The sequence below is a fragment of the Microbacterium sp. 3J1 genome, assembly GCF_001049495.1.
Taxonomy (GTDB): Bacteria; Actinomycetota; Actinomycetes; order Actinomycetales; family Microbacteriaceae; genus Microbacterium.
Genome location: NZ_CDWI01000008.1, coordinates 157,792 through 179,553 on the forward strand (window position 1 = coordinate 157,792; position 21,762 = coordinate 179,553).

Here is a 21,762-nt window from a genome sequence, read left to right on the forward strand (position 1 = left end):
AGACTGGGAGTTCGTGATATCGATGTGGAGAATGCCCTCTGATGACGCCTGAATCCCCTGCAGACGAGACGGAATCGACCGACGGAAACCCTTCGAACTCGGGTACCGGATCCGCATCGACCGCACCCAGGGCGCAGCAGCCGGGTGAGTACGGCGCCGACTCGATCCAGATCCTCGAGGGTCTCGAGGCGGTGCGCAAGCGTCCGGGTATGTACATCGGCTCCACGGGGCCTCGCGGTCTGCACCACCTCGTGTACGAGATCGTCGACAACTCCGTCGACGAGGCACTGGCGGGCTACGCCGACACGATCTTCGTGACGCTCCTCGAAGACGGCGGCGTGCGCGTCATCGACAACGGCCGCGGCATCCCCGTCGACCCGCACTCCTCCGACCCCTCGAAGTCGACCGTCGAGGTCGTCCTTACGATCCTGCACGCCGGCGGAAAGTTCGGCGGTGGCGCGTATGCCGTCTCCGGCGGACTGCACGGTGTCGGCTCCTCGGTCGTGAACGCGCTGTCGACCCGCTTCGACGTCGAGGTCAAGCAGAAGGGCTTCGTCTGGCGACACAGCTTCGCTAACGGCGGCGTGCCCCAGCAGCAGCTCGAGAAGGGCGAGGCGGCCGACACCACCGGAACGTCGATCACCTTCTGGCCGGATCCCGAGATCTTCCAGGAGACGGTCGACTTCGACTACGACACCCTCCGCACACGCTTCCAGCAGATGGCGTTCCTGAACAAGGGACTCCGCATCGAGCTGTCCGACGAACGCCCCGACTCGGCGTACGAGGTCGAGGTCGAGGGTCAGGCCACCCTCACCCAGCCGAACGACGTGTTCTTCTACGAGCGCGGTCTCGTCGACTACGTCGAGTACCTGAACAAGGTGCGTCACGCCGAGGTCGTCAACGACGAGATCATCGCCTTCGAGTCCGAGGACACCGAGCGCAAGATCTCGCTCGAGGTGGCGATGCAGTGGACGACCTCGTACACCGAGAACGTCTTCACCTACGCCAACACAATCAACACCCACGAGGGCGGCACGCACGAAGAGGGATTCCGCGCGGCGCTCACGACACTCGTGAACAAGTACGCCCGCGCGAACGGCCTGCTCAAGGAGAAGGACGACAACCTCTCGGGCGACGACGTCCGCGAGGGACTCACCGCGGTCATCTCGATCAAGCTCGGCGAGCCCCAGTTCGAGGGTCAGACGAAGACCAAGCTCGGCAACACCGAGGCCAAGGCCTTCGTGCAGAAGGTCGTCGGCGACCAGCTCGGCGACTGGTTCGACCGCAACCCGAACCAGGCGAAGAACGTCATCCGCAAGGCGATCGACGCCGCGACCGCCCGTATGGCCGCTCGCAAGGCACGCGAGACCGCGCGTCGCAAGAGCGTCTTCGAGTCCGCGGCGATGCCCGACAAGCTCAAGGACTGCACGAGCAAGGACCCGTCGATCAGCGAGATCTTCCTCGTGGAGGGTGACTCCGCAGGCGGCTCGGCCGTGCAGGGACGCGACCCGCACACGCAGGCGATCCTCGCGCTCCGCGGCAAGATCCTCAACGTCGAGCGCGCGCGTCTCGACAAGGCCCTCGGCAACAAAGAGGTCCAGGCGATGATCCAGGCCTTCGGCACGGGCATCGGCGAGGAGTTCGACATCGAGAAGGCGCGCTATCACAAGATCGTGCTGATGGCGGATGCCGACGTCGACGGGCAGCACATCACGACGCTGCTGCTGACGATGCTGTTCCGCTACATGCGCGGTCTCATCGAGGCGGGCTTCGTGTACCTGGCGATGCCCCCGCTCTACCGTCTGAAGTGGACGAACCAGCCGCACGAGTACGTGTTCAGCGACGCCGAGCGCGATGCTCTGCTCAAGCACGGCCTGGACAACGGCAAGCGGATCCCGAAGGAAGCCGGCATCCAGCGGTACAAGGGTCTCGGTGAGATGAACGCCAAGGAGCTGTGGGAGACCACGATGGATCACACGACGCGGACGCTGCGTCAGGTGACCATCGAGGATGCCGCGGCCGCGGACGAGATCTTCAGCGTGCTGATGGGTGAGGACGTCGAGTCGCGACGCAGCTTCATCCAGCGCAACGCCAAGGACGTCCGCTTCCTCGACATCTGACACTCCATGGGTCCCCGAGCTCGCCGACGGGTCCCGCGGTTCGACAAGCTCAGCGACCCAGCTTCCGACAAGCTCAGCAACCAGGAAATGACACATGACTGACGACATCCGCCCCGAGCCGGAGCACGAACACGGCAAGATCGACCAGGTCGACCTGCAGTCCGAGATGCAGCGCAGCTATCTCGACTACGCCATGGCCGTGATCGTGGGCCGCGCTCTGCCCGACGTCCGCGATGGACTGAAGCCCGTGCACCGCCGCGTGATCTACGGCATGTACGACGGCGGCTTCCGTCCCGACAAGTCGTTCTCGAAGTGCGCCCGTGTCGTCGGCGAGGTCATGGGTCAGTACCACCCGCACGGTGACTCGGCGATCTACGACGCCCTCGTGCGCCTCGTGCAGCCGTGGTCGCTGAGGTATCCGCTGGCGCTCGGTCAGGGAAACTTCGGCTCCCCCGGCAACATGGGCGCCGCGGCGCCGCGATACACCGAGACCAAGATGGCTCCGCTCGCGCTCGAGATGGTGCGCGACATCGAAGAGGACACGGTCGACTTCACCGACAACTACGACGGTCAGACCCAGGAGCCGACGGTCCTCCCCGCACGGTTCCCGAACCTGCTGGTCAACGGCTCGGTGGGCATCGCGGTCGGCATGGCGACCAACATCCCGCCCCACAACCTGCGCGAGGTCTCGGCCGCAGCGCTCTGGGCGCTCGACAACCCGGGAATCTCGCGCGAAGAGCTGCTCGAGGGTCTGATCCAGCGCATCCCCGGTCCGGACTTCCCGACCGGCGCGCAGATCCTCGGCACCAAGGGCGTCCAGGAGGCCTACCGCACCGGCCGCGGCTCGATCACGATGCGCGCCGTCGTCAACGTCGAGGAGATCCAGGGTCGCACCTGCCTCGTCATCACCGAGCTGCCGTACCAGGTCAACCCCGACAACGTCGCGGTCAAGATCGGCGACCTCGCCCGTGACGGCAAGATCACGGGCATCGCCGACATCCGCGACGAGTCGTCGGACCGCACGGGTCAGCGTCTCGTCGTCGTCCTCAAGCGCGACGCCGTGGCGAAGGTCGTCCTCAACAACCTCTACAAGCACACGCAGCTGCAGGAGAACTTCGGCGCGAACATGCTCGCGATCGTCGACGGCGTGCCGCGCACGCTCGCGATCGACGGGTTCGTGACCCACTGGATCACGCACCAGCTCGAGGTGATCGTCCGCCGCACCCGCTTCCGCCTCGCGAAGGCCGAACGGCGCATGCACATCCTGCGCGGCTACCTCAAGGCTCTCGATGCTCTCGACGAGGTCATCGCGCTGATCCGTCGGTCGGCCACGGTGGAGGATGCCCGTGAGGGACTCAAGAAGCTCCTCGACATCGACGACGACCAGGCTCAGGCGATCCTCGACATGCAGCTGCGACGCCTCGCAGCACTCGAGCGTCAGAAGATCCTCGACGAGGCGGCGGAGCTCGAGAAGCTCATCGCCGAGTACCAGGCGATCCTCGCCGACGAGGCGCTGCAGCGCGACATCATCCGCGAGGAGCTCACGGGCATCGTCGAGCGCTTCGGCGACGACCGTCGCACGCACATCCTGCACGGCTTCGACGGCGACGTCTCGATGGAGGACCTCATCGCGGAGGAGGAGATGGTCGTCACCATCACCCGCGCGGGGTACATCAAGCGCACGCGGAGCGACAACTACCGTTCGCAGCACCGCGGCGGCAAGGGGATCAAGGGCGCTCAGCTGCGCGCGGACGACATCGTCGAGCACTTCTTCGTCACGACGACGCATCACTGGCTGCTGTTCTTCACCGACAAGGGCCGCGTCTACCGCGCGAAGACCTATGAGGTGCCGGAGGCCGGCCGCGACGCGAAGGGTACGCATGTCGCGAACCTGCTGGCCCTGCAGCCGGACGAGAACATCGCGCAGGTCCTCGACATCCGCGACTACGCGGTCGCCGACTATCTGGTGCTCGCCACCCGCAACGGCCTCGTGAAGAAGACGAGCCTTCCGAGCTACGACACCAACCGCCAGGGCGGCGTCATCGCGATCCGTCTGAACGATGACGACGAGCTCGTCAGTGCGCTGATGGTCAACGCCGAGGACGACATCCTCCTCATCAGCCGACGCGGCATGTCGGTGCGGTTCAGCGCCACCGACGAGGCTCTGCGACCGATGGGGCGGGCCACGGCCGGAGTGAAGGGCATGAAGTTCCGCGAGAACGACAGCCTGCTGTCGGCATCCGTCGCGGCCCCCGGTCAGTTCGTGTTCGTGGTGACCGACGGCGGCTACGCGAAGCGCACTGCGATCGAGGAGTATCGCGTCCAGGGACGCGGCGGATACGGCATCAAGGTCGCGAAACTCAACGACGATCGGGGCACTCTCGCGGGTGGTCTGATGGTTTCGGAGGACGACGAGGTCTTGGTGGTTCTGTCCAGCGGCAAGGTGGTACGCTCTGCCGTGGCCGAGGTGCCCGCCAAGGGCCGCGACACCATGGGAGTGGTGTTCGCACGGACGACAGAAGCCGACCGGATCCTCGCCATCGCCCGCAATGGTGAGCGGGGCCTCGCCGAGGACGAAGGATCGGCTGAGGCGGAGGCGGATCTCCCCTCCCCCGAGACCACAGAGAACCCTGAGGACACAGACGCATGAGCACAGTAGCCGACAAGCTGGCGAAGAAGTCCACGCGCAAGACCAGCGGCAAGCAGGTGCGCCTGCGCCTCGTCTACGTCGACTTCTGGTCTGCCGTGAAGCTCTCCTTCCTCGGAGCCGTCGCGCTCGCGATCGTCACGATGGTGTCGTTCTTCCTGATCTACCTCGTGCTCCAGGCCACGGGCATCCTCGCCCAGGCCGATGAGTTCATCGGCGTCGTGACCGACGAGTCGGTGCGCATCTCCGAGGTCGCGGGTCTGCCGCAGGTGATGGCCTTCGCCGCCGTCGTCTCAATCCTCAACCTCATCGTCTTCACCGTGCTCGGCGCCGTCGTCGCCGGCATCTACAACGTCGCAGTGAAGGTGACCGGCGGGCTGCTCGTCGGCTTCATGTCCAACTGACGCACCTTCACGGAAGAGGGGCGGATGCGTACAGCATCCGCCCCTCTTCTGTTTTCCGGAATCAGGGGTAGGGAAATCCCGAAACCGGGTGTCGGGATGCCTCGGTGTCGGCGCGACAGAGGCCGCCGTACCTTGGAGACATGACCACTCAGACTGCGACGCCACCAGCGACGACAGGCGATAAGCCTCCGCTGCGCATCCTGCTCACGATCCTGCATCTCGCGGGCGTGGGCGTGCTCGGCGGGATCATCTTCACCACCCTGTCCGGGCTCCTCGGAACCGGCCTGGGACTCCTCTTCGCCGCGGGGATCGGGGCCGTGCTGCTCGTCGGCCTCGTGTACGCCCTTTTCGGTGTCGGCTGGTTCGAGGTCGCTCGCGTGAGCGCTCTGTACCGCACCCCGATCACCCCGCTGCGCTGGCGGCCGCGCGATCGCCCAGGTTTCTCCGGGTGGCTGCGCGCACTCGGCCGTCAGGCCATCGACGGGCGGATGTGGAGGGCCATCGCGAACTTCGCCATCGCCTCCATCCTCGGCTGGATCGTCCTCAGGCTCGTGTGGGCCGTCGTCTGGTCGATCGCCATCTCGTTCGCTCCGCTGACCGAGGCCGGCGCCGTGATCGGGCCGTTCGGCGGCAGCGGCATCGCGGTCGAGTGGGCGCCGCTGGTCGGCATCCTCGGGCTCGCCGCGTCGGTCGCGGGGATCATCGGCCTCGCCTTCCTGCACCGGATGCTGTCGCTCGCGATCGTCGCCCGCAGCCGCGAGGCGGAGTTGACCGAGCGCGTACGCACGACCACCGCACAGCGCGAAGGGGCCGTCCGCGCTGCGGATGTCGAGCGCACCCGCATCGAGCGCGACCTCCATGACGGCGTCCAGCCGCGACTCGTGTCGGTGGGAATGACACTCGGACTCGCGCAGCAAAAGATCGACAACGATCCGGATGCCGCGAAAGAGCTGATCGCCGAGGCGCACACCTCCACGAAGGCCGCCATCACCGAACTGCGACAGCTGGCCCGCGGCATCCACGCCTCGGTGCTCGATGATCGTGGACTGGACGCGGCGCTCTCGGCGCTCGCGAGCAGGTCGCACATCCCGGTCGTGCTCGATGTGCGGATGGACGGTCGGTGCAGCCGTGAGGCCGAGGCCGCCGTGTACTTCTCCATCGCGGAATCACTGACCAACGCGGCCAAGCACTCCCGTGCCAGCGAGGCGCGCGTGACCGTGCGACTCCGTGAAGGCGGGGTGCTCTGGGCACGCGTCGAGGACAACGGAATGGGCGGCGCTCAGGTGCAGCCCGGCGGCGGACTCGACGGCATCGCGAACCGCATCCTCGCGGCAGGCGGAACGTTCCGACTCGAGAGTCCCGTCGGCGGCCCGACCAGCCTGGAGGTGAACGTGCCATGCGCATCCTGATCTGCGAGGACTCGGTCCTGCTGCGAGAGGGTCTCATCCGACTGCTCGAAGACGCCGGACACACCGTGGTCGCGGCTCTCCCCGACACGTCGGGTCTCGCCGAGGCCGTCGTGGACACCGATCCCGAGCTCTGCATCCTGGACGTGCGGCTCCCGCCGACGTTCACAGACGAGGGGATCCGTGCGGCGCTCGGACTCCGGGTCACGAATCCGGCGCTGCCGCTGCTCGTGCTCTCGCAGTACGTCGAGGAGCGCTACGCGTCGGACCTCATCGCGGCGCAGGGCGGCCCGCTCGGCTACCTGCTCAAGGATCGGGTGGCGGACGTCGCGGAGTTCCTCGCGTCCGTGCAGCGGATCTCGGAGGGTGCGACCGTGCTCGACCCCGAGGTCGTGGCGCAGCTGCTCACCCGACGCAACCGCGACGATCGGATGCTGCGGCTGACCGAGCGCGAGCGCACCGTGCTCGCACTGATCGCCGAGGGGAAGTCGAACCAGGCGATCGCGGGACTGCTCTTCCTCTCGGAGGCCAGCGTCGAGAAGCACATCACCGCGATCTTCCAGAAGCTGGGCTTCGAGCAGGACGAGTCGGGCAACCGACGCGTGCTCGCCGCCCTCGCCCACATCGAGAACACCGGAGGATCGATTCCTCCGACCGGCCAGACGGGAACGGGACGATGACCACGAATGAGAACGACTTCCAGGGGGGCCACACGCCCCTCACTCCGCCTCCGGCGTCGGCCTCGGCATCGGCCGAGCCCACGGCTCCGCAGCCGGGTCCTCAGCCGACGCCGCAGCAGCCGCCGGCGGACCCGGGTGCGCGGTCGTCGGGCAAGACGGCGATCATGGTCACCACGGCCATCGTCGGCGGGCTCGCGCTCCTGGGCACGGGCGGAACCGCGGCGTTCGCGGCGACCGGCACCCTGCTGACCTCGTCGGATCGGAGCGACTCCGTGCAGACGCAGGATGCGTCGGGACTCGAGAGACTCGCGCTCGACGTGGATGCCGGCAACATGCGCATCGAGTTCGGCGATGTCGACGATGCCGAGCTCGCGGTGACGAACGGTCGCGGCCCCGGGTGGACCTTCGAGCGCGAGGGCGATGAGCTGGTCGTGCGGAGCCCGGAGTTCCGCTGGGGCTGGTGGTTCGACGGCTGGTTCGGCGACGACGAGTCCGCCGTGCTCACCCTGCCCGAGACGCTGCGCGAGGCCGCGCTCGACGCCGACCTCACGCTCGACGCCGGCAGCCTCGACGTGATCGGCGACTTCGGTGCGCTCGACATCTCGGTGAATGCGGGCGCCCTCGATCTCGAGGGGGCGGCGACTGCTCTCGACATCGATATGAGCGCAGGCCGAGCGGACGTCCTGGCCGACGGCGTCGACGAGGCGGTGTTCCAGGTGTCGGCGGGCGACCTCGACGTCGAGCTGACAGGGCAGGCTCCGACGCAGACGACGATCGACGTCAGCGCCGGATCGGTCGATCTCACGGTTCCGAGCAGCTCGTACACGATCTCGCAGAACGTCAGCGCGGGGACCCTCGACGCTCAGGTCGACCAGTCCTCGGACTCGCGGCGCCTCATCGACGTCACCCTGTCTGCGGGCAGCGTGACCATCCGTCCCGGCGGATGAGCGGTCGAGGGCGGGAGCTCCTCACGGCTCCCGCCCTCGATTGGGTATTTCGAAGAATCTCCGGTAAAGTTTCGGAGGTTGACGGGGCTATAGCTCAGGCGGTTAGAGCGCTTCACTGATAATGAAGAGGTCCCAGGTTCAAGTCCTGGTAGCCCCACTCCTCAATTCAAGAAACACCCTCACGGGGCCTTAGCTCAGTTGGTAGAGCGCCTGCTTTGCAAGCAGGATGTCAGGAGTTCGAATCTCCTAGGCTCCACACTGTGTTGAGACAGTTCGAGAAGGCCCCGCCATGTGCGGGGCCTTCTCGTTTTCTCGGAGGTTCTTCCTCCACAGGTGTGGATGGATCTGTTAACAACTCGGGCGTCCTACAAGAAAGACGGTCACCCGTGTTCTCGGCGGCGATTCCGGTGGTCTTGGCATTCCTGGAACTCGATTTCAACCCCCCTTCTTCGACCAGGTCGGCCAGCGTAGGGTCCTTCCATGAGCGAGGTGAAGTTGATGGTTCAGACCGAGGTCACGTTCGATGGGATGAGCTTCGTGCTCGCTCAGAACGAGGACGTCCAGGAGATCCGGCGTCAGATCGAGGCCGCAGTCCAGACCGCCGGGACCTTCATCGACATCGTGGTCGTCGGCAACCGCCAGGTGAGCGTGTTGATCACTCCGCGCAGCCATGTCACGATCAGCACCGCGGCGGTCGCCTTCGACGCACGAGACACCGGCGAGCTGGATTCCCCGTTCGGCGGGTACTACGACCTCCTCTGACCCCTCGGGGCGGTGCAGCCCCGAGGGTCAGAGCCGAGGAAGTCAGGCCCGAGCCGCTCGCCCGCCGTTGCCCGGGACGCGAGGGTCGCGGGAGACGAAGATGCCGAGCAGCACCATGCCGATGCCGAGGCCGAGGTGCAGCCAGTTGTCTGCGTCGTTCACCGGAAGGAAGTTGAGCTGCTCGTTGCCGACGGCGATCAGGCCGTAGAGCCAGACGACGAGGTAGGCGAGCCCGCCGATGATGAGATAGAGGCGGGATGCACGGGCGCGAGCGGCCACGGCGATTCCGGCGACCGCGAAGGCGAGGTGCACGAAGTTGTGGAGGACCGAGACCTGGAACAGGCCCAGCAGTTGGGCCTCCGACCCGGCACCCGCTCCGTGCAGGTGCTCGGCGGAGTGCGTGAGGCCCGGGATGAAACCGGCGATCCCGACCAGGAGGAAGACGATGCCCACGATGAGCGCCGTCTTCTGGATCGGGGTCTCGGCGAAACGCTGTGTACGTGCGGTGTCACTCATGATGTCCTCCATGTCGGTGCGGCCGCGATGCGGCGCTGCGTGGTTCGCCTGACCGTAGCGACGTGCCGGAGTGACGGAAGAGGGCATTGACGAGATCGGCGGTTCAGCGGTATCACCCCGCGTCGGGATCGATCTCCGGTGTCAGAGTCCAGGTCCTCGGATGATCCGCACCGGACCCCGCGCCTCGCGGATGCTCACGGGTTCACCCTTCTGCGTCACGACGATCTCCGCGCGATCCGCGAGATCAGCGGCGACCCGTCGCACCTCGGGCATCAGGGTCCGCCACGATTCGCCTCCCAGCGTGCGAGCGACGTCGCTCGGGCAGATGGACGACCCCGAGCGCTTGCGCGTCAGCGCCCGGATGACGGAGGCGATCCGCTCGTCGAACGCCTCGCCCGCGCGATCCTCCCACCAGGGGACTCCGCGCTCGCCGAGGGCGGTCTTCGCATCCTGCACCCGGCGGCGCGCATCGTCTTCGGATGCCTTCACGGCGCGCCGGGCGGCCATGAGCTCGTCGACGAGCTCCTGACGGAATCCCTCGGGGATCGACGGGTCCGTGGCGCGCCAGCGCCGCCCGTCGATGATCATGTGGTGACCGTCCTCGGTGCGCTCGGGTCCGGCGTCGGTCGCCGTCTCGCGGTCCTGTCCTGCCATACCCTCAGCGTCGCCGATGTGGAGCCGGCGCTGCAGCCCCTTGACGCATGCACGGCGGATCGGATCAGACGGTCGAACGCCTCTCGATGAGCCGCATCGGCAGCACGACGCTCTCGAACGCACGGGTGCGGTCGCTGAGTCGGGCGACAGCGAGGCGCGCGGCGTGACGTCCGAGAGCCTCGACGTCTCCGGTGACGACGCTCACGCCCAGGACGCGGGCCCACTCCGGCTCGTCGAAGCCGATCACGGCCGGTCGTTCGTGCGGGGTCATCGATGCGGTCTCCTCCATGACCCCGAGCAGGATGCGGTTGTTCCCCGCGACGATCGCGGTGGGCGGATCATCGAGCGCGAGCAGGTCGCGCGCGCACTCTCGCGAGGAGGCGACGTCGTGCGCGTCGGTGCGCAGCAGGTCGCGCCAGCGCTCTCCCGAGGCGTCGAGGATGTCGCCCATGCCGGCCAGGCGCTGCCGATACGTCGGAAGCCACGCGTAGTCGCCGATGAACGCGATCCGGGTGTGCCCGGCGTCGATCAGGTGCTGTGCGGCCGATCGTCCGCCCTCGCGGTTGTCGAAGACGACGGAGTCGGCGGCGAGGTTCTCGGCGGGCCGGTCGACGAAGACGACGGGGATGCCTCGAGCCTGCAGCTGCGCGTAGTCGGAATGATCGGTCATGGCCGACACCGTGATGACGGCCTTCGTCTGCCGGTCGGCGAGATCGTGGGCGACGAGCTGCTCCTGCTCGGCCGACTCCCGGGAGTTGGCGACAGACAGGTGCATTCCCCGGGTGCGGATCTCGTCTTCGATGGCGTGAGCGAGCGCCGAGTAGAAGGGGTTCGTGAAGTCGCCGGTGATGAGGCCGATGGAGTCGGCGAGGCGGCCGCTGGCGAGCAGGCTCGCCGCCGCGTTGCGCTGATAGTCGAGTTCCGCGGCCGCCGCGAGGACGCTCGCAAGGGTCTTCTCACTGACGTAGGACTCACCGCCGAGCGCGCGCGACGCGGTCTTCAGGCTCACGCCTGCGCGAGCGGCGACCTGGGCGAGCGTCGGTCTCGTCGCAGGGACGCCGCTGTCGGATCGATTCATGCGTCCCTTTCGTCGCCTCCACAGGCGGATAGCTCATTATGGCCGTGGTCCGGAGACCTCGAGATACCGGCACGAGGTCGTCCTTCCCCCGTGGCCGATGACTGTGATAGCGTCCTCAGCATATGACAGCGATGTCATACGGTCACGCGGTTCCCCAGACACCGCGATCATGACGACACACTGCAGTGTTAGAGGAGCAACCATGAGGGTTTCCCGCCCGACGAATGCGCGGCGCGCTCGCCGATCGATCCTGGCCGCCGGCGTCGCCGCATCGGTCGGTCTCGCGATGCTGACGCCGATCACCGCGACTGCCGCCGCCGGAGAGACGACCTTCGCGTCGTCATTCGAGGCGACCGACGCGGCGCCGGCGCTCGCCGGCACGGGCAGCCCGGTCAACGTCACCGGCAGCCGCTTCACGCCGGGCAGCGTGCTCGGAGACGTGGCGGCGGTGACGGCATCCGCGGAGAACGCCCCGAACGAGGCCGCGACCTTCGTCGCAGACGGCAACGCGGGATCCAAGTGGCTCGCGTTCGCCAACACGGGCTGGGTGCAGTACGAGCTCGCCTCCCCCCACCCGATGGTGAGCTACACCCTGACCTCCGGGAACGATGCGCCCGAACGCGATCCTGCCGACTTCCGGGTGCAGGGATCCACTGACGGTACGGACTGGGTCACGATCGACGAGCGCAGCGGAGAGCTGTTCACCGGTCGCGGAGAGACACGCAGCTTCACTCTCGCTGCGCCGAGCACCGGGTACCGGTACTACCGCCTCGAGGTGCTCGCCACGAGGACCCCGACCGCCGGCATCGTGCAGCTGGCGGGGTGGGAGCCGATCGCGGTCGACGGCGCGACGCCTGACGCGGCTGACCTGCTGCTGCAGGTCGGCAGCGGCCCGACGAGCTCCGACACGGCGAAGACCGGAGTCGGGTTCACCGGCACGAAGGCGCTGCAGTACGCCGGACGCCACCTCGCTGCAGGGCCCGCTTCGTCGTCCACCGTCCTCTACGAGGACGTCGCGATCGACGTGGCCGACGACAGCGAGCTCTCGTACCTCGTCTTCCCGGAGCTCGACGGCGAGCAGACGTATGCGGCGACCTTCGTCGCCGTCGACCTCTCGTTCACCGACGGCTCGACGCTCTCGACCAGCGGCGCGATCGACGCCTACGGCTACGGAGCGACGGCTCGGCAGCAGGGTCAGGCCAACGTGCTGTGGCCCAATCAGTGGAACAAGGTGACCGTCGACCTCGGTCAGTCGGCGGGCAAGACCGTCGACGACATCGTGTTCACCTATGACCACCCGGGCGCCGATGTGAAGGGCATCGAGGTGCCCACCGGGGCGACCGCGTTCAGCGGCTGGCTCGACGATGTCGAGATCGGCGCGGCCGAGGAGCGCGACACCTCTGACGGGCTCGTCTCCTACGTCGACACCCGCCGAGGGACGAACTCGACCGGTGGCTTCTCCCGAGGCAACAACCTGCCCGCCGTGGGCTGGCCCAACGGCTTCAACTTCATCACCCCCATGACCAACGCCGACAACGTCGGCACGATCTACCAGTACCAGCGTGCGAACACCGCGCAGAACCTGCCCGCCCTCAACGGCATCGGCTTCTCGCACCAGCCCAGCATCTGGATGGGAGACCGCAACCAGATCGCGGTGCTCCCCGCCGCGAACGGCAATCCCACGTCATCGCTCAACGATCGCAAGCTCACGTTCCACCACGAGAACGAGATCGCTCGACCCGACATCTACAGCGTCGACTTCGACAACGGCATCCAGACCGATGTGACGGCGACCGACCACGGAGCGATCTACCGTTTCGAGTTCACCGGGGACACGAGCTCCATCCTCATCGATCAGCTCGTGGACTCGTCGAAGCTCTCGATCTCTGGCGACACGGTCTCGGGATGGGTCGACGGCGGGTCCGGATGGCCCGGGCGCACCCGCATGTTCGTCTACGGCACGTTCGACCAGGAGCCGACCGCCTCGGGTGCGACCACCCAGGGTGACCGCAACGGCACCGCGCGCTTCGCGGCATTCGACACGACCTCCGACCGGACGGTCGAGCTGCGTCTGTCGTCGTCGTTCATCTCGCAGGATCAGGCGAAGAAGAACCACGCCTTCGAGGTCGACGGCGTGTCGTTCGACGAGGCGCACGCTGCGGTCCGCGATGCCTGGAACGAGCGCCTCGGCGTCGTGCACGACGTCGTAGGCGCCAGCGAGCACCAGCTCGTCACCCTCTACTCCAGCCTGTACCGGCTGAACCTCTACCCGAACTCGCAGTTCGAGAACACCGGCACCGAAACCGACCCCGTCTACCAGTACGCCAGCCCCGTCTCCCCGACCTCGGGCGCGGCGTCGGACACTCAGACCAACGCCAAGATCGTGGACGGCAAGGTCTACGTCAACAACGGGTTCTGGGACACCTACCGCACGGCCTGGCCCCTGTACTCCCTGCTGTACCCGGACGTCACGGAAGAACTCGTCGACGGGTTCGTGCAGCAGTACCGCGACGGCGGCTGGGTCGCCCGGTGGTCGTCGCCCGGATACGCGGATCTCATGACCGGCACCAGCTCCGACGTCGCCTTCGCCGAGGCCTACCTCGCCGGCGCGCTCGACACCGACACGGCGCTCGAGGCGTACGACGCGGCGGTCAAGAACGCGACGGTGCTTCCGGCATCCAACGCCGTCGGGCGTAAGGGCCTCGCGCAGTCGATCTTCCTCGGGTACACCGAGGCCACGACGCACGAGAGTGCCTCGTGGGGACTCGAGGGGTACATCAACGACTTCGGCATCGCCGAGATGGCGGCCGCCCTCGCCGATGACCCGAACACCCCGGCCGAGCGGGTGGCGCAGCTGAAGGAGGAGGCCACCTACTTCGAGGCGCGTGCCGAGCACTACGTCGAGATGTTCAACCCCGAGGCCGGGACCTTCACATCGCGCAACGCCGACGGCTCGTGGACGAGCGGCGCGGAGTTCGACAAGAAGGCCTGGGGCGGAGCCTTCACCGAGGCCAGCGCCTGGACCTTCGGGTTCCACGCACCGCACGACGTCGACGGTCTCGCCGCGCTGTACGGCGGACGTCAGCAGCTGCTCGACGTCATGCACGACTTCCTCACCATCCGGGAGAAGGCCGACCACTCCGGCATCCACGAGGCTCGAGAGGCACGGGACGTGCGACTCGGGATGCTGGGGATGTCCAACCAGATCGCCCACCACATCCCCTACGTGCTCGCCGAGGCCGGCGACCCGTCGGGAGCGCAGGCGCTCATCCGCGACATCCAGGACCGTCTGTTCGTCGGCTCGGACATCGGACAGGGCTATCCGGGTGACGAGGACAACGGCGAGTTCTCCGCCTGGTACGTGTTCTCAGCCCTCGGGTTCTACCCGCTCGAAGTGGGGTCCGGCGACTACACGATCGGAACGCCGCTGTTCGACAGCGCGACCGTCTCGCTCGGCGACACGGAACTCGTCGTGAACGCGCCCGGGGCGTCGTCCGGTCAGGACTACGTCGCCGGCGTGAGCATCAACGGACAGCCCGTGGACGAGACCACCTTCGACGGTGATCTGCTCCGCTCAGGCGGCACGCTCGACTTCACGATGAGTGCCGAACCCTCGGCGTGGGGCTCGAAGGACCTCGCCGAGCAGCTGGAGGTGCCGACCACCCTGGTCGACGCCACCAAGCCCGGCCGCGGCGCGCTCGCCGCAGCCGACGGCACACCTGTCGGATCACTCGTCGACGACAACATGAACTCGACGGTCTCCTTCGCCGGTGACACTGCAGAGCTGGTCTGGACGTCCCAGTCGGGTCCCGTCACGATCGGCCAGTACACGCTGACCAGCGCCGCGAAGGACAACGCGCCCTCGAGGTGGACGCTGTCGGGTTCGACCGACGGCACCACCTGGACCGAGCTGGACAGCCGCGACGGCGAGACGTTCACGTGGGACTCGCAGACGAGACCGTTCACGGCTCAGGGCACGGGCGGGTACACGAGCGTGAAGCTCACGGCCCAGACCGGCGGTGCTCCGCTCGCTCTGTCAGAGGTCGAACTGTTCGCCTCGGCCTCTGCGGCGGACGGACTCTCGATCGCCGCGGGCTCGCCGCAGCGGGTGGCGGTGAACACCGAGTTCAGCGGCGTGCTGGCGACCATCGTCGGCACCGAGACAGAGGCCTCCGGGTACGAGGTCACGGTCGACTACGGCGACGGTGTCGAGGTCGAGGACGTCACGCTCACGCGCGACGACCTCGGTGGCTGGACGGTGAGCGCTCCGCACACCTTCACCGCACCCGGCACGTACTCCGCCGTCGTCACGGTTCGCGATTCGACAGACGCCACGGCTCAGGCCACGGCGACCGTCACCGCCTTCCGCGATGAGACGCTGGTCGGCGCCTTCACCAACGTCTGCATCGGCGACCTCGGGGTGACCGCGGCGAACTGCGACTCGCAGGGCCACGGATACTTCCGCGACAAGATCAACGCCGACGGCTTCGTGCAGGGCGAGACGCTCACGATTCCCGGTACGACTCTGACGTACGACCTTCCTGCGGTGGCGGCCGGTGCTCCGGACAACATCACGGGTGAAGGCCAGACCGTCAAGGTGTCGCTGGGCGCCGGTGCGACGCAGCTGTCGTTCATCGGCACCGCGACCGAGAGCAACCGCGACTCGGAGGCGACGCTGCACTTCACCGACGGCACTGAGCAGAAGGTGATGATCAGCCTCGGCGACTGGGTCGGCGCATCGGGCAACCCGTACAAGGGCAACACCGTGCTCACGATCTCCGAGGGTCGTCTGTCGGGCACCGGTGCCGAGTCGAGCATCAAGAACACGGCGATCTACGCCACCGCCCCGATCACCCTCGCGGTGGACGAGGGCGGGGCGCCGAAGGTGGTCGAGTCGCTCACGATGCCGAAGGAGCCCGGTTCTCTGAACGACGGGCGGGTGCACATCTTCGCGATCGCATCCGACGGCGACCGTGCGGCGGCGGCGGAGCTGAGCGTCGTGCCCGGAGTCGTCGACGAGCAGACCACCGGTGAGGAGTTCGACGCCACCCTCGCGACGATCGTCGGCGGTCAGGGAGACACGACAGCGGTCGTCAACTGGGGCGACGGAACGCCCGTCGCCACGGGCGAGATCGTCGAGGGCGCGGTTTCCGCATCGCACGCCTATGCCGCAGCCGGGACCTACACGGTCACGGTCACGGCGGATGACGGAGTGAAGTCCGCGGACACCCAGGTGCAGATCACCGTGGTCGACCCGGAGCCCGAGTACGAGCCCGAGATCCAGGCGCCCGCCGAGGCGGCGCCTGGTGACACGATCACCATCACCGGGTCCGGCTTCGCGTCGGGTGAGGAGGTCTCGGTGCGCATCGACGACGAGGCTCCCGAGGTCGTGACCGCCAGCGAGAGCGGCGCCATCAGCGCTGACCTCACGGTGCCTGCGGATGCCGTCGACGGCGACCACCCCGTGGTCGCACTCGGCGAGGTGTCGAACATCGAGGCGCGAGCGTCGGTGCGGGTCACCGCAGAGCCCACAGGACCGCGGAACACCTCCGTGACTCTGGCCGCGGGCTCGGACGATCCGGTCGCCGGCGAGTCGATCGCGCTCATCGCCACCGTCACGCCGGACGGCGCAGCCGGGCAGGTCGAGTTCCTCGAGGGTGACGTGGTCGTGGGTTCGGCGAGCGTCTCGGCGGGAACCGCGACAGCCGACGTCATGATCGCGACATCGGGCGAGCACACCTTCGTGGCTCGGTTCGTCCCGTCGGATGCCGAGGCCCACCTCCCCTCGCAGTCGGAACCGCTGACCGTGACCGTCCGAAGCACGCCGGTGCTGAAGGCCGAGCTGGTGATCGATACGAAGTCGGTCGTGCAGGGAGGCAGCATCGAGGTCGTCGGTCGTGGCTTCGCCGCGGGCGAGCTGGTCACCGTGACGCTGCACTCCGACCCGATCCGCCTGGGGCAGGTCACGGCAGACGGGACCGGAGCTTTCCGAGCCCAACTCACCGTGCCGACGAACGCCGAGGTGGGCGCTCACACGGTCATCGCAGTGGGCGCGGCATCCGCCCTCAGCGCCGAGGCGCCCCTCACCGTGACCGCAGCGGCCACTGCCGGCGGCGGTCTCGCCGGCACCGGAGCGGACGTGCCGATCGGCCTCATCGCTCTCCTGCTGCTGCTGCTCGCAGCGGGAGGAGTGCTGGTGGCTCGGCGTCGCCGAGTGGAGTCCTGACCCCCGCTGGCTCCCCCGCGACGAACCGCCCCTCGGGAGGGGCGGTTCGCGTCTTACGGTTCGCCGACGGCGTCGCTTCAGGCCCAGACGTGAGCTGCGGCCGATGCTGTCGCCATGGCCGCTGAGTAGAGCTCCTCCGGAGCGGGCCGTGCTACCGGAGTCAGACTGCGGTGAGCTCGTGCGGCGCGACGTTCAGGCGTTCGCACCCGTCAGCCGTCACGACGACGATGTCCTCGATTCGGGCGCCCCATTCGCCGGCGAAGTAGATGCCGGGTTCGATGCTGAAGGCCATGCCCTCGCGGAGCATCAGGTCGTTGCCGGGTGCGATGTAGGGCTCCTCGTGCACGGAGACGCCGATGCCGTGACCGGTGCGATGCAGGAACGCGTCGCCGAGGCCGGCGTCCGCCAGAACGGTGCGCGCTGCGGCGTCGACCTGTTCGGCCGTGATGCCCGGGCGCACCGCATCGACGGCTGCCTGCTGCGCACGGACGAGCACGCCGACGCGCTCGGCGGTCTCCGGCGCCGGCGTGCCGACGACGTACGTCCGAGTGCTGTCCGAGTTGTAGCCGCTGGGCACCGCTCCCCCGATGTCGACGACGACGACGTCGCCGTCTTCGATGACCCGGTCGGACACCTCGTGATGCGGGTCCGCCCCGTTGGGTCCTGAGCCGACGATCACGAACTCCACGGTCCGGTGGCCCTCGGCGACGATCGCTTCCGCGATGTTCTCGGCGACCTCGCGCTCCGTACGACCGGCCCGCAGCCATTCCGGCACGCGTCGATGCACGGCGTCGATGGCCGCGCCCGCACGACGCAGTTCGGCGATCTCCTCGGCATCCTTCGTCATGCGTCCCTCGCGGAGCACAGGCGTCGCGAGCTCGACGCGCACGTCCAGTCGGTCGGCGATGGGGATGACGTGCAGAGCCGACAGCGCGTCCGATACGCCCACCCGGTGCACCGTTCCCGACGCCGCGGCCACGAGTTCGTAGGGATCCTCCCCGTCGACCCAATCGTAGACGGCGAGCCGCAGCTCGCCGACCGCCGTGCTCCGCACCTTCGCCAGCTCCATCCGGGGCACGATGACCGTGGGCGCGAGGCCCGGCCCGAGGACGAGCGCCGTGAGCCGCTCGATCGTGTCGCCCTCGACGCCCAGCAGATACTGCAGGTCCGGTCCCGGACCCACGATGATCGCGTCCAGGCCCACGTCAGCGGCGAGACCTGCCGCTCGCTCGAGTCGGGCGGCGTACACGGAGGCGGGGAACGGCAGTGTGCTCACGGCATCCACGCTACTGCGCGCGGCGGCCTGCGCGCAGGGCGGGTCAGCTGGCGGCGAGGCGGATGCGTTCCGCCAGCTTCGTACGGTTCGCCGCCGTGAGTTCGAGGAGCGCGTACGCCGTCGGCCACATCGTTCCGTCGTCGAGGTTAGAGATCGGCTCGAAGCCGAACGTGCCGTACCGAACCTTGAACTTGCTCGCCGGCTGGAAGAAGCACAGCACCTTGCCGTCCTTGCCCCACGCGGGCATCCCGTAGTACGTGCGGGGCATCAGCTCGGGTGCGACCTCGGTGACCAGCTCGTGGAGTGCCTTCGACAGCTGGCGATCCTTGCCGTCGGGAAGCTTCGCGATCGCCGCCTCGAGATCGGCCACTCCCTCGGCACGGATCTCTTCGGGTGTCTTCTTCGACCGAGATCGCGCCTTGCGCTTGTCGGCCGCCGCCTCCTTCATGGCCTCGCGTTCTTCGGCGCTGAAGTTCTTCTCGTTGTCGGCCATGGCCGGCTCCTCTCCTGAGCGGTCTGCGATGAGGCTCACACTACGGATGCGGCGGCGCGCCGCGCTTCTCGATTCCTGATCGATCCTCGAGACGGGAGCGGAAAGCCGGTGCGGTCGTCCGCGGAACCCGCTCGCTCGCCTACTATGAGGGCATGGTACGCCGTCGGCCCACGACCCTGGATGACATCGCTGAGGTCGCCGGAGTATCGCGGTCGACCGTCTGGTTCGTGCTCTCCAACTCGGGGCGGGTGTCCGAGAAGACGCGGGAGCACGTGCGTCGAGTCGCTGACGAGATGAAGTACGTCGTCAACGTCGGTGCACGCAATCTCCGCAACGCGCGCGCCGGAGCGATCGGCGTCTACCTGCCCGAGAGCACGAACGGGCTCGCCTACTACATGGACTTCATCTTCGGGGTCATCGACGTCGCCTCGCGCAACGAGGTGTCGGTCACCATCCTCCCCGAGGGCCGCACGAAGGCGCATCAGGTGTCGCACGTCGACGGATACATCCTCGTCGACCCGCCCGACGACGACGCCACGGTGCTCAGCATCCTGAACGGCAAGCTGCCGGTCGTCAGCGGTGAGCGGCCACCCGCGGGCGCCCCCACGCCGGATGCCGTGGTCTGGTCGGACCACGCGAACGGCATGCACGAACTGCTCGCCCACCTGTCGGCGTCGGGGGCGAGCCGTCCCGCGCTGATCGTCGGGCCGGCCAACACTGCGTGGGTCAGGGACGTCCGGTACGCGTACCTGGAGTGGTGCGCCGCACGCGGAGTCGAGCCGCTTCTCGCCGACTCGGCCGAGCGCCTGAGCTCGGAGGACATCCGGCGGGTCACCCGCGAGCTGCTGACGTCGGACCCCGCCCCCGACGCGATCATCTCGACGCCTGACGGGTCGGCGGTCGGCGTGGTCTCCACGGCCAGGGCGATGGGAGTCGAGGTCGGGTCCGAGCTCCTCGTCGCCGGATACGCCGACGGACTGGCCATGGAGATGGCGGATCCGGCGATCACGGCGCTCGACCTCTCGCCTCGTGCCTTCGGTGCGCGCTGCGCGACACGTCTGTTCGAGGTGATCGATTCCTCGCGCGACGCCGAGTTCCCGGCGGAGCCGTTCCCGATCGCCGTGATCTCGCGAGAATCCTCCGTTCGCTCCCGCTGAGGCGTTCCTGCTCGGTTACCAGCTGAATCGACGCTGATCGGCGACGTCTCCGTGCGTCGGGCGTGTCACCGGCAGGTAACAACTTCGAGCAATCTTGGCCGCGCTATGGTGCTTTGCCTCATTTGGTGTAACCATCTATCAACCCAAAAGGGACGCTTCGCTCACAACTTCACGGATTGTTTTTTCCGGGTCACCGCGCCCGAGAATGGGATTGACCCGCCATGTACACATCTGGAAACCGCGTGTCGCGTCGCGTCGCCGCCGCCGCCACCGTTGCAGTCCTCGGAGGGACGCTCGCCGCCTGCTCCTCCATGTCCGGCGAATCCGGTGACTCCTCGGAGTCCATCTCCCTCGGCTACACCGCCACCCTGTCAGGCGACTTCGCAAGCTACGGCCTGCAGATGCGTCAGGGCGTCGACCTCGCGGTCGAGGAGCTCAACGCGGCCGGCGGGATCGACGGGCGCACCGTGAAGATCGTCTCGGCCGACGACGAGGGCAGCCCCGCGAACGGGCCGGTCGTCGCGCAGCAGTTCTGCGACGAGTCCGTCACCGCAGTGCTCGGGTACAGCTTCTCGAGCGTGGCCCTGGCTGCGCTCCCCGTGTACGACACCTGCAGCATGCCGATCGTCGCGTCGGCCGTCACCTCGCCGGAGCTCTCGGGCGCGAGCCCCACGTTCTTCCGCAACGTGTTCACCGACGCCTCGCAGGGCGAAGCGATGGCCAGACACGTCTACGATTCGGGCGTCACCTCCATCGCCGTGCTGTTCCAGCAGGACGACTACGGCCAGGGCATTTCGGATGCCTTCACCGCCGCCTTCGAGAAGGCCGGTGGCACCGTCACCTCCGCCCAGGCCTACCAGCTCGGGAGCGTGGACTTCGGAACGCTGGTGGACACGGCCCTGAAGGACGACCCCGACGGACTCTTCGTCGGTGGCTTCTACACCGAGACCGCCAAGATCGCCACGCAGGTCCGCGACGCCGGATCCGACGTCGCCCTCTTCGGCACCGACGGTGCGGTCACCCCGGACCTGATCTCGCTGGGAGGCGACGCCGTCGACGGGATGACCGTGTACAGCGGATTCTCCGCCTCGTCGGACGCCCCCGACACGCAGGAGTTCGTCGCCGCGTTCACGGAGAAGTACGACTCGGAGCCGACCTCGTGGGCCGCACTCGCCTACGACGCCACCAAGGTCGTCGCTCAGGCGATCGCCGACGCGGGGTCGACCGAACGTGTCGACATCGCCGGCGCCCTGTCGGAGATCGACGGGTTCCCCGGAGCCACCGGCACCATCAGCTTCGACGACGAGGGCAATCGCGAGGGCGATCTGATCTTCCTCACCGTCGACGGCGACGCCTTCGTCCCGGTAGCCGAGTGACCTCATCCCCGGTGGAGCCG

At 67.8% G+C, this 21,762-nt stretch carries 15 protein-coding genes and 2 tRNA genes; 12 read left to right on the forward strand and 5 right to left on the reverse strand.

Features of this window, described 5'->3' with window-relative positions; genetic code table 11:
- Window positions 1-41: 41 nt before the first annotated feature.
- The 9 genes from gyrB (at window position 42) to BN2660_RS05775 (ending at window position 8,966) form a co-directional block, all read left to right on the forward strand.
- Window positions 42-2,120, forward strand: coding sequence for a DNA topoisomerase (ATP-hydrolyzing) subunit B (gene gyrB, locus BN2660_RS05735; RefSeq protein ID WP_091228342.1), 2,079 nt, complete (start codon window positions 42-44; stop codon window positions 2,118-2,120).
- A gap of 94 nt (window positions 2,121-2,214) precedes the next feature.
- Window positions 2,215-4,770, forward strand: a complete 2,556-nt coding sequence (gene gyrA, locus BN2660_RS05740) for a DNA gyrase subunit A (protein ID WP_091228344.1) — start codon at window positions 2,215-2,217, stop codon at window positions 4,768-4,770.
- Window positions 4,767-5,171, forward strand: a complete 405-nt coding sequence (locus BN2660_RS05745; protein ID WP_091228345.1) for a DUF3566 domain-containing protein — start codon at window positions 4,767-4,769, stop codon at window positions 5,169-5,171. The genes gyrA and BN2660_RS05745 overlap by 4 nt, the downstream gene beginning before the upstream one ends.
- A 140-nt stretch (window positions 5,172-5,311) precedes the next feature.
- On the forward strand, window positions 5,312-6,580 hold the full coding sequence (locus BN2660_RS05750) for a sensor histidine kinase (RefSeq protein ID WP_091228347.1): 1,269 nt from the start codon (window positions 5,312-5,314) through the stop codon (window positions 6,578-6,580).
- Window positions 6,568-7,257 carry a LuxR C-terminal-related transcriptional regulator gene (locus BN2660_RS05755; RefSeq protein WP_091228349.1) on the forward strand — a complete coding sequence of 230 codons (690 nt, stop codon included), beginning with the start codon at window positions 6,568-6,570 and terminating at the stop codon, window positions 7,255-7,257. Before BN2660_RS05750 ends, BN2660_RS05755 begins: the two co-directional genes overlap by 13 nt.
- Window positions 7,254-8,204 carry a DUF4097 domain-containing protein gene (locus BN2660_RS05760; RefSeq protein WP_255305050.1) on the forward strand — a complete coding sequence of 317 codons (951 nt, stop codon included), beginning with the start codon at window positions 7,254-7,256 and terminating at the stop codon, window positions 8,202-8,204. Before BN2660_RS05755 ends, BN2660_RS05760 begins: the two co-directional genes overlap by 4 nt.
- Before the next feature lie 83 nt (window positions 8,205-8,287).
- Window positions 8,288-8,361: transfer RNA gene (locus tag BN2660_RS05765), tRNA-Ile, on the forward strand.
- 26 nt (window positions 8,362-8,387) lie between these two features.
- Window positions 8,388-8,460: transfer RNA gene (locus BN2660_RS05770), tRNA-Ala, on the forward strand.
- A 224-nt stretch (window positions 8,461-8,684) separates the two neighbouring features.
- Entirely contained in the window at window positions 8,685-8,966 is a 282-nt protein-coding gene (locus tag BN2660_RS05775; protein WP_255305051.1) for a hypothetical protein, read from the forward strand.
- Between the two features lie 42 nt (window positions 8,967-9,008).
- Here BN2660_RS05775 and BN2660_RS05780 read toward each other — a convergent pair whose 3' ends face one another.
- From BN2660_RS05780 to BN2660_RS05790, 3 genes are all read right to left on the reverse strand, one after another.
- Window positions 9,009-9,482 carry a DUF4383 domain-containing protein gene (locus tag BN2660_RS05780; RefSeq protein WP_176697102.1) on the reverse strand — a complete coding sequence of 158 codons (474 nt, stop codon included), beginning with the start codon at window positions 9,480-9,482 and terminating at the stop codon, window positions 9,009-9,011.
- A gap of 141 nt (window positions 9,483-9,623) precedes the next feature.
- The gene (locus BN2660_RS05785) at window positions 9,624-10,136 is read right to left on the reverse strand and encodes a DUF3253 domain-containing protein (protein WP_091228355.1); all 513 of its coding nucleotides are present in this window, start codon (window positions 10,134-10,136) and stop codon (window positions 9,624-9,626) included.
- A gap of 64 nt (window positions 10,137-10,200) precedes the next feature.
- The gene (locus BN2660_RS05790) at window positions 10,201-11,214 is read right to left on the reverse strand and encodes a LacI family DNA-binding transcriptional regulator (RefSeq protein ID WP_091228358.1); all 1,014 of its coding nucleotides are present in this window, start codon (window positions 11,212-11,214) and stop codon (window positions 10,201-10,203) included.
- A gap of 202 nt (window positions 11,215-11,416) precedes the next feature.
- Between BN2660_RS05790 and BN2660_RS05795 the strand changes: the two genes are divergently transcribed.
- Entirely contained in the window at window positions 11,417-17,440 is a 6,024-nt protein-coding gene (locus tag BN2660_RS05795) for a GH92 family glycosyl hydrolase (protein ID WP_176697103.1), read from the forward strand.
- Between the two features lie 160 nt (window positions 17,441-17,600).
- Here the strand turns inward: BN2660_RS05795 and BN2660_RS05800 are convergent, their stop codons facing one another.
- Both BN2660_RS05800 and BN2660_RS05805 read right to left on the reverse strand, forming a co-directional pair.
- Window positions 17,601-18,716, reverse strand: a complete 1,116-nt coding sequence (locus BN2660_RS05800; RefSeq protein ID WP_091228365.1) for a M24 family metallopeptidase — start codon at window positions 18,714-18,716, stop codon at window positions 17,601-17,603.
- 43 nt (window positions 18,717-18,759) lie between these two features.
- Window positions 18,760-19,209 (reverse strand): DUF1801 domain-containing protein, encoded by a 450-nt coding sequence (locus BN2660_RS05805; RefSeq protein WP_091228368.1) that lies wholly within the window; start codon window positions 19,207-19,209, stop codon window positions 18,760-18,762.
- A 152-nt stretch (window positions 19,210-19,361) separates the two neighbouring features.
- On the opposite strand from BN2660_RS05805, the gene BN2660_RS05810 reads away from it, so the two are divergent.
- Both BN2660_RS05810 and BN2660_RS05815 read left to right on the forward strand, forming a co-directional pair.
- The gene (locus BN2660_RS05810) at window positions 19,362-20,366 is read left to right on the forward strand and encodes a LacI family DNA-binding transcriptional regulator (RefSeq protein WP_091228371.1); all 1,005 of its coding nucleotides are present in this window, start codon (window positions 19,362-19,364) and stop codon (window positions 20,364-20,366) included.
- 221 nt (window positions 20,367-20,587) lie between these two features.
- Window positions 20,588-21,742, forward strand: coding sequence for an ABC transporter substrate-binding protein (locus tag BN2660_RS05815; RefSeq protein WP_091228374.1), 1,155 nt, complete (start codon window positions 20,588-20,590; stop codon window positions 21,740-21,742).
- The last annotated feature ends 20 nt before the right edge of the window (window positions 21,743-21,762 follow it).

Bases quoted from the DNA above. Each gene is read 5' to 3' on its own strand.
- gyrB (WP_091228342.1), top strand. From the start codon at position 42: ATGACGCCTGAATCCCCTGCAGACGAGACGGAATCGACCGACGGAAAC.
- gyrA (WP_091228344.1), top strand. From the start codon at position 2,215: ATGACTGACGACATCCGCCCCGAGCCGGAGCACGAACACGGCAAGATC.
- BN2660_RS05745 (WP_091228345.1), top strand. From the start codon at position 4,767: ATGAGCACAGTAGCCGACAAGCTGGCGAAGAAGTCCACGCGCAAGACC.
- BN2660_RS05750 (WP_091228347.1), top strand. From the start codon at position 5,312: ATGACCACTCAGACTGCGACGCCACCAGCGACGACAGGCGATAAGCCT.
- BN2660_RS05755 (WP_091228349.1), top strand. From the start codon at position 6,568: ATGCGCATCCTGATCTGCGAGGACTCGGTCCTGCTGCGAGAGGGTCTC.
- BN2660_RS05760 (WP_255305050.1), top strand. From the start codon at position 7,254: ATGACCACGAATGAGAACGACTTCCAGGGGGGCCACACGCCCCTCACT.
- BN2660_RS05775 (WP_255305051.1), top strand. From the start codon at position 8,685: ATGAGCGAGGTGAAGTTGATGGTTCAGACCGAGGTCACGTTCGATGGG.
- BN2660_RS05780 (WP_176697102.1), bottom strand. From the start codon at position 9,482: ATGAGTGACACCGCACGTACACAGCGTTTCGCCGAGACCCCGATCCAG.
- BN2660_RS05785 (WP_091228355.1), bottom strand. From the start codon at position 10,136: ATGGCAGGACAGGACCGCGAGACGGCGACCGACGCCGGACCCGAGCGC.
- BN2660_RS05790 (WP_091228358.1), bottom strand. From the start codon at position 11,214: ATGAATCGATCCGACAGCGGCGTCCCTGCGACGAGACCGACGCTCGCC.
- BN2660_RS05795 (WP_176697103.1), top strand. From the start codon at position 11,417: ATGAGGGTTTCCCGCCCGACGAATGCGCGGCGCGCTCGCCGATCGATC.
- BN2660_RS05805 (WP_091228368.1), bottom strand. From the start codon at position 19,209: ATGGCCGACAACGAGAAGAACTTCAGCGCCGAAGAACGCGAGGCCATG.
- BN2660_RS05810 (WP_091228371.1), top strand. From the start codon at position 19,362: ATGGTACGCCGTCGGCCCACGACCCTGGATGACATCGCTGAGGTCGCC.
- BN2660_RS05815 (WP_091228374.1), top strand. From the start codon at position 20,588: ATGTACACATCTGGAAACCGCGTGTCGCGTCGCGTCGCCGCCGCCGCC.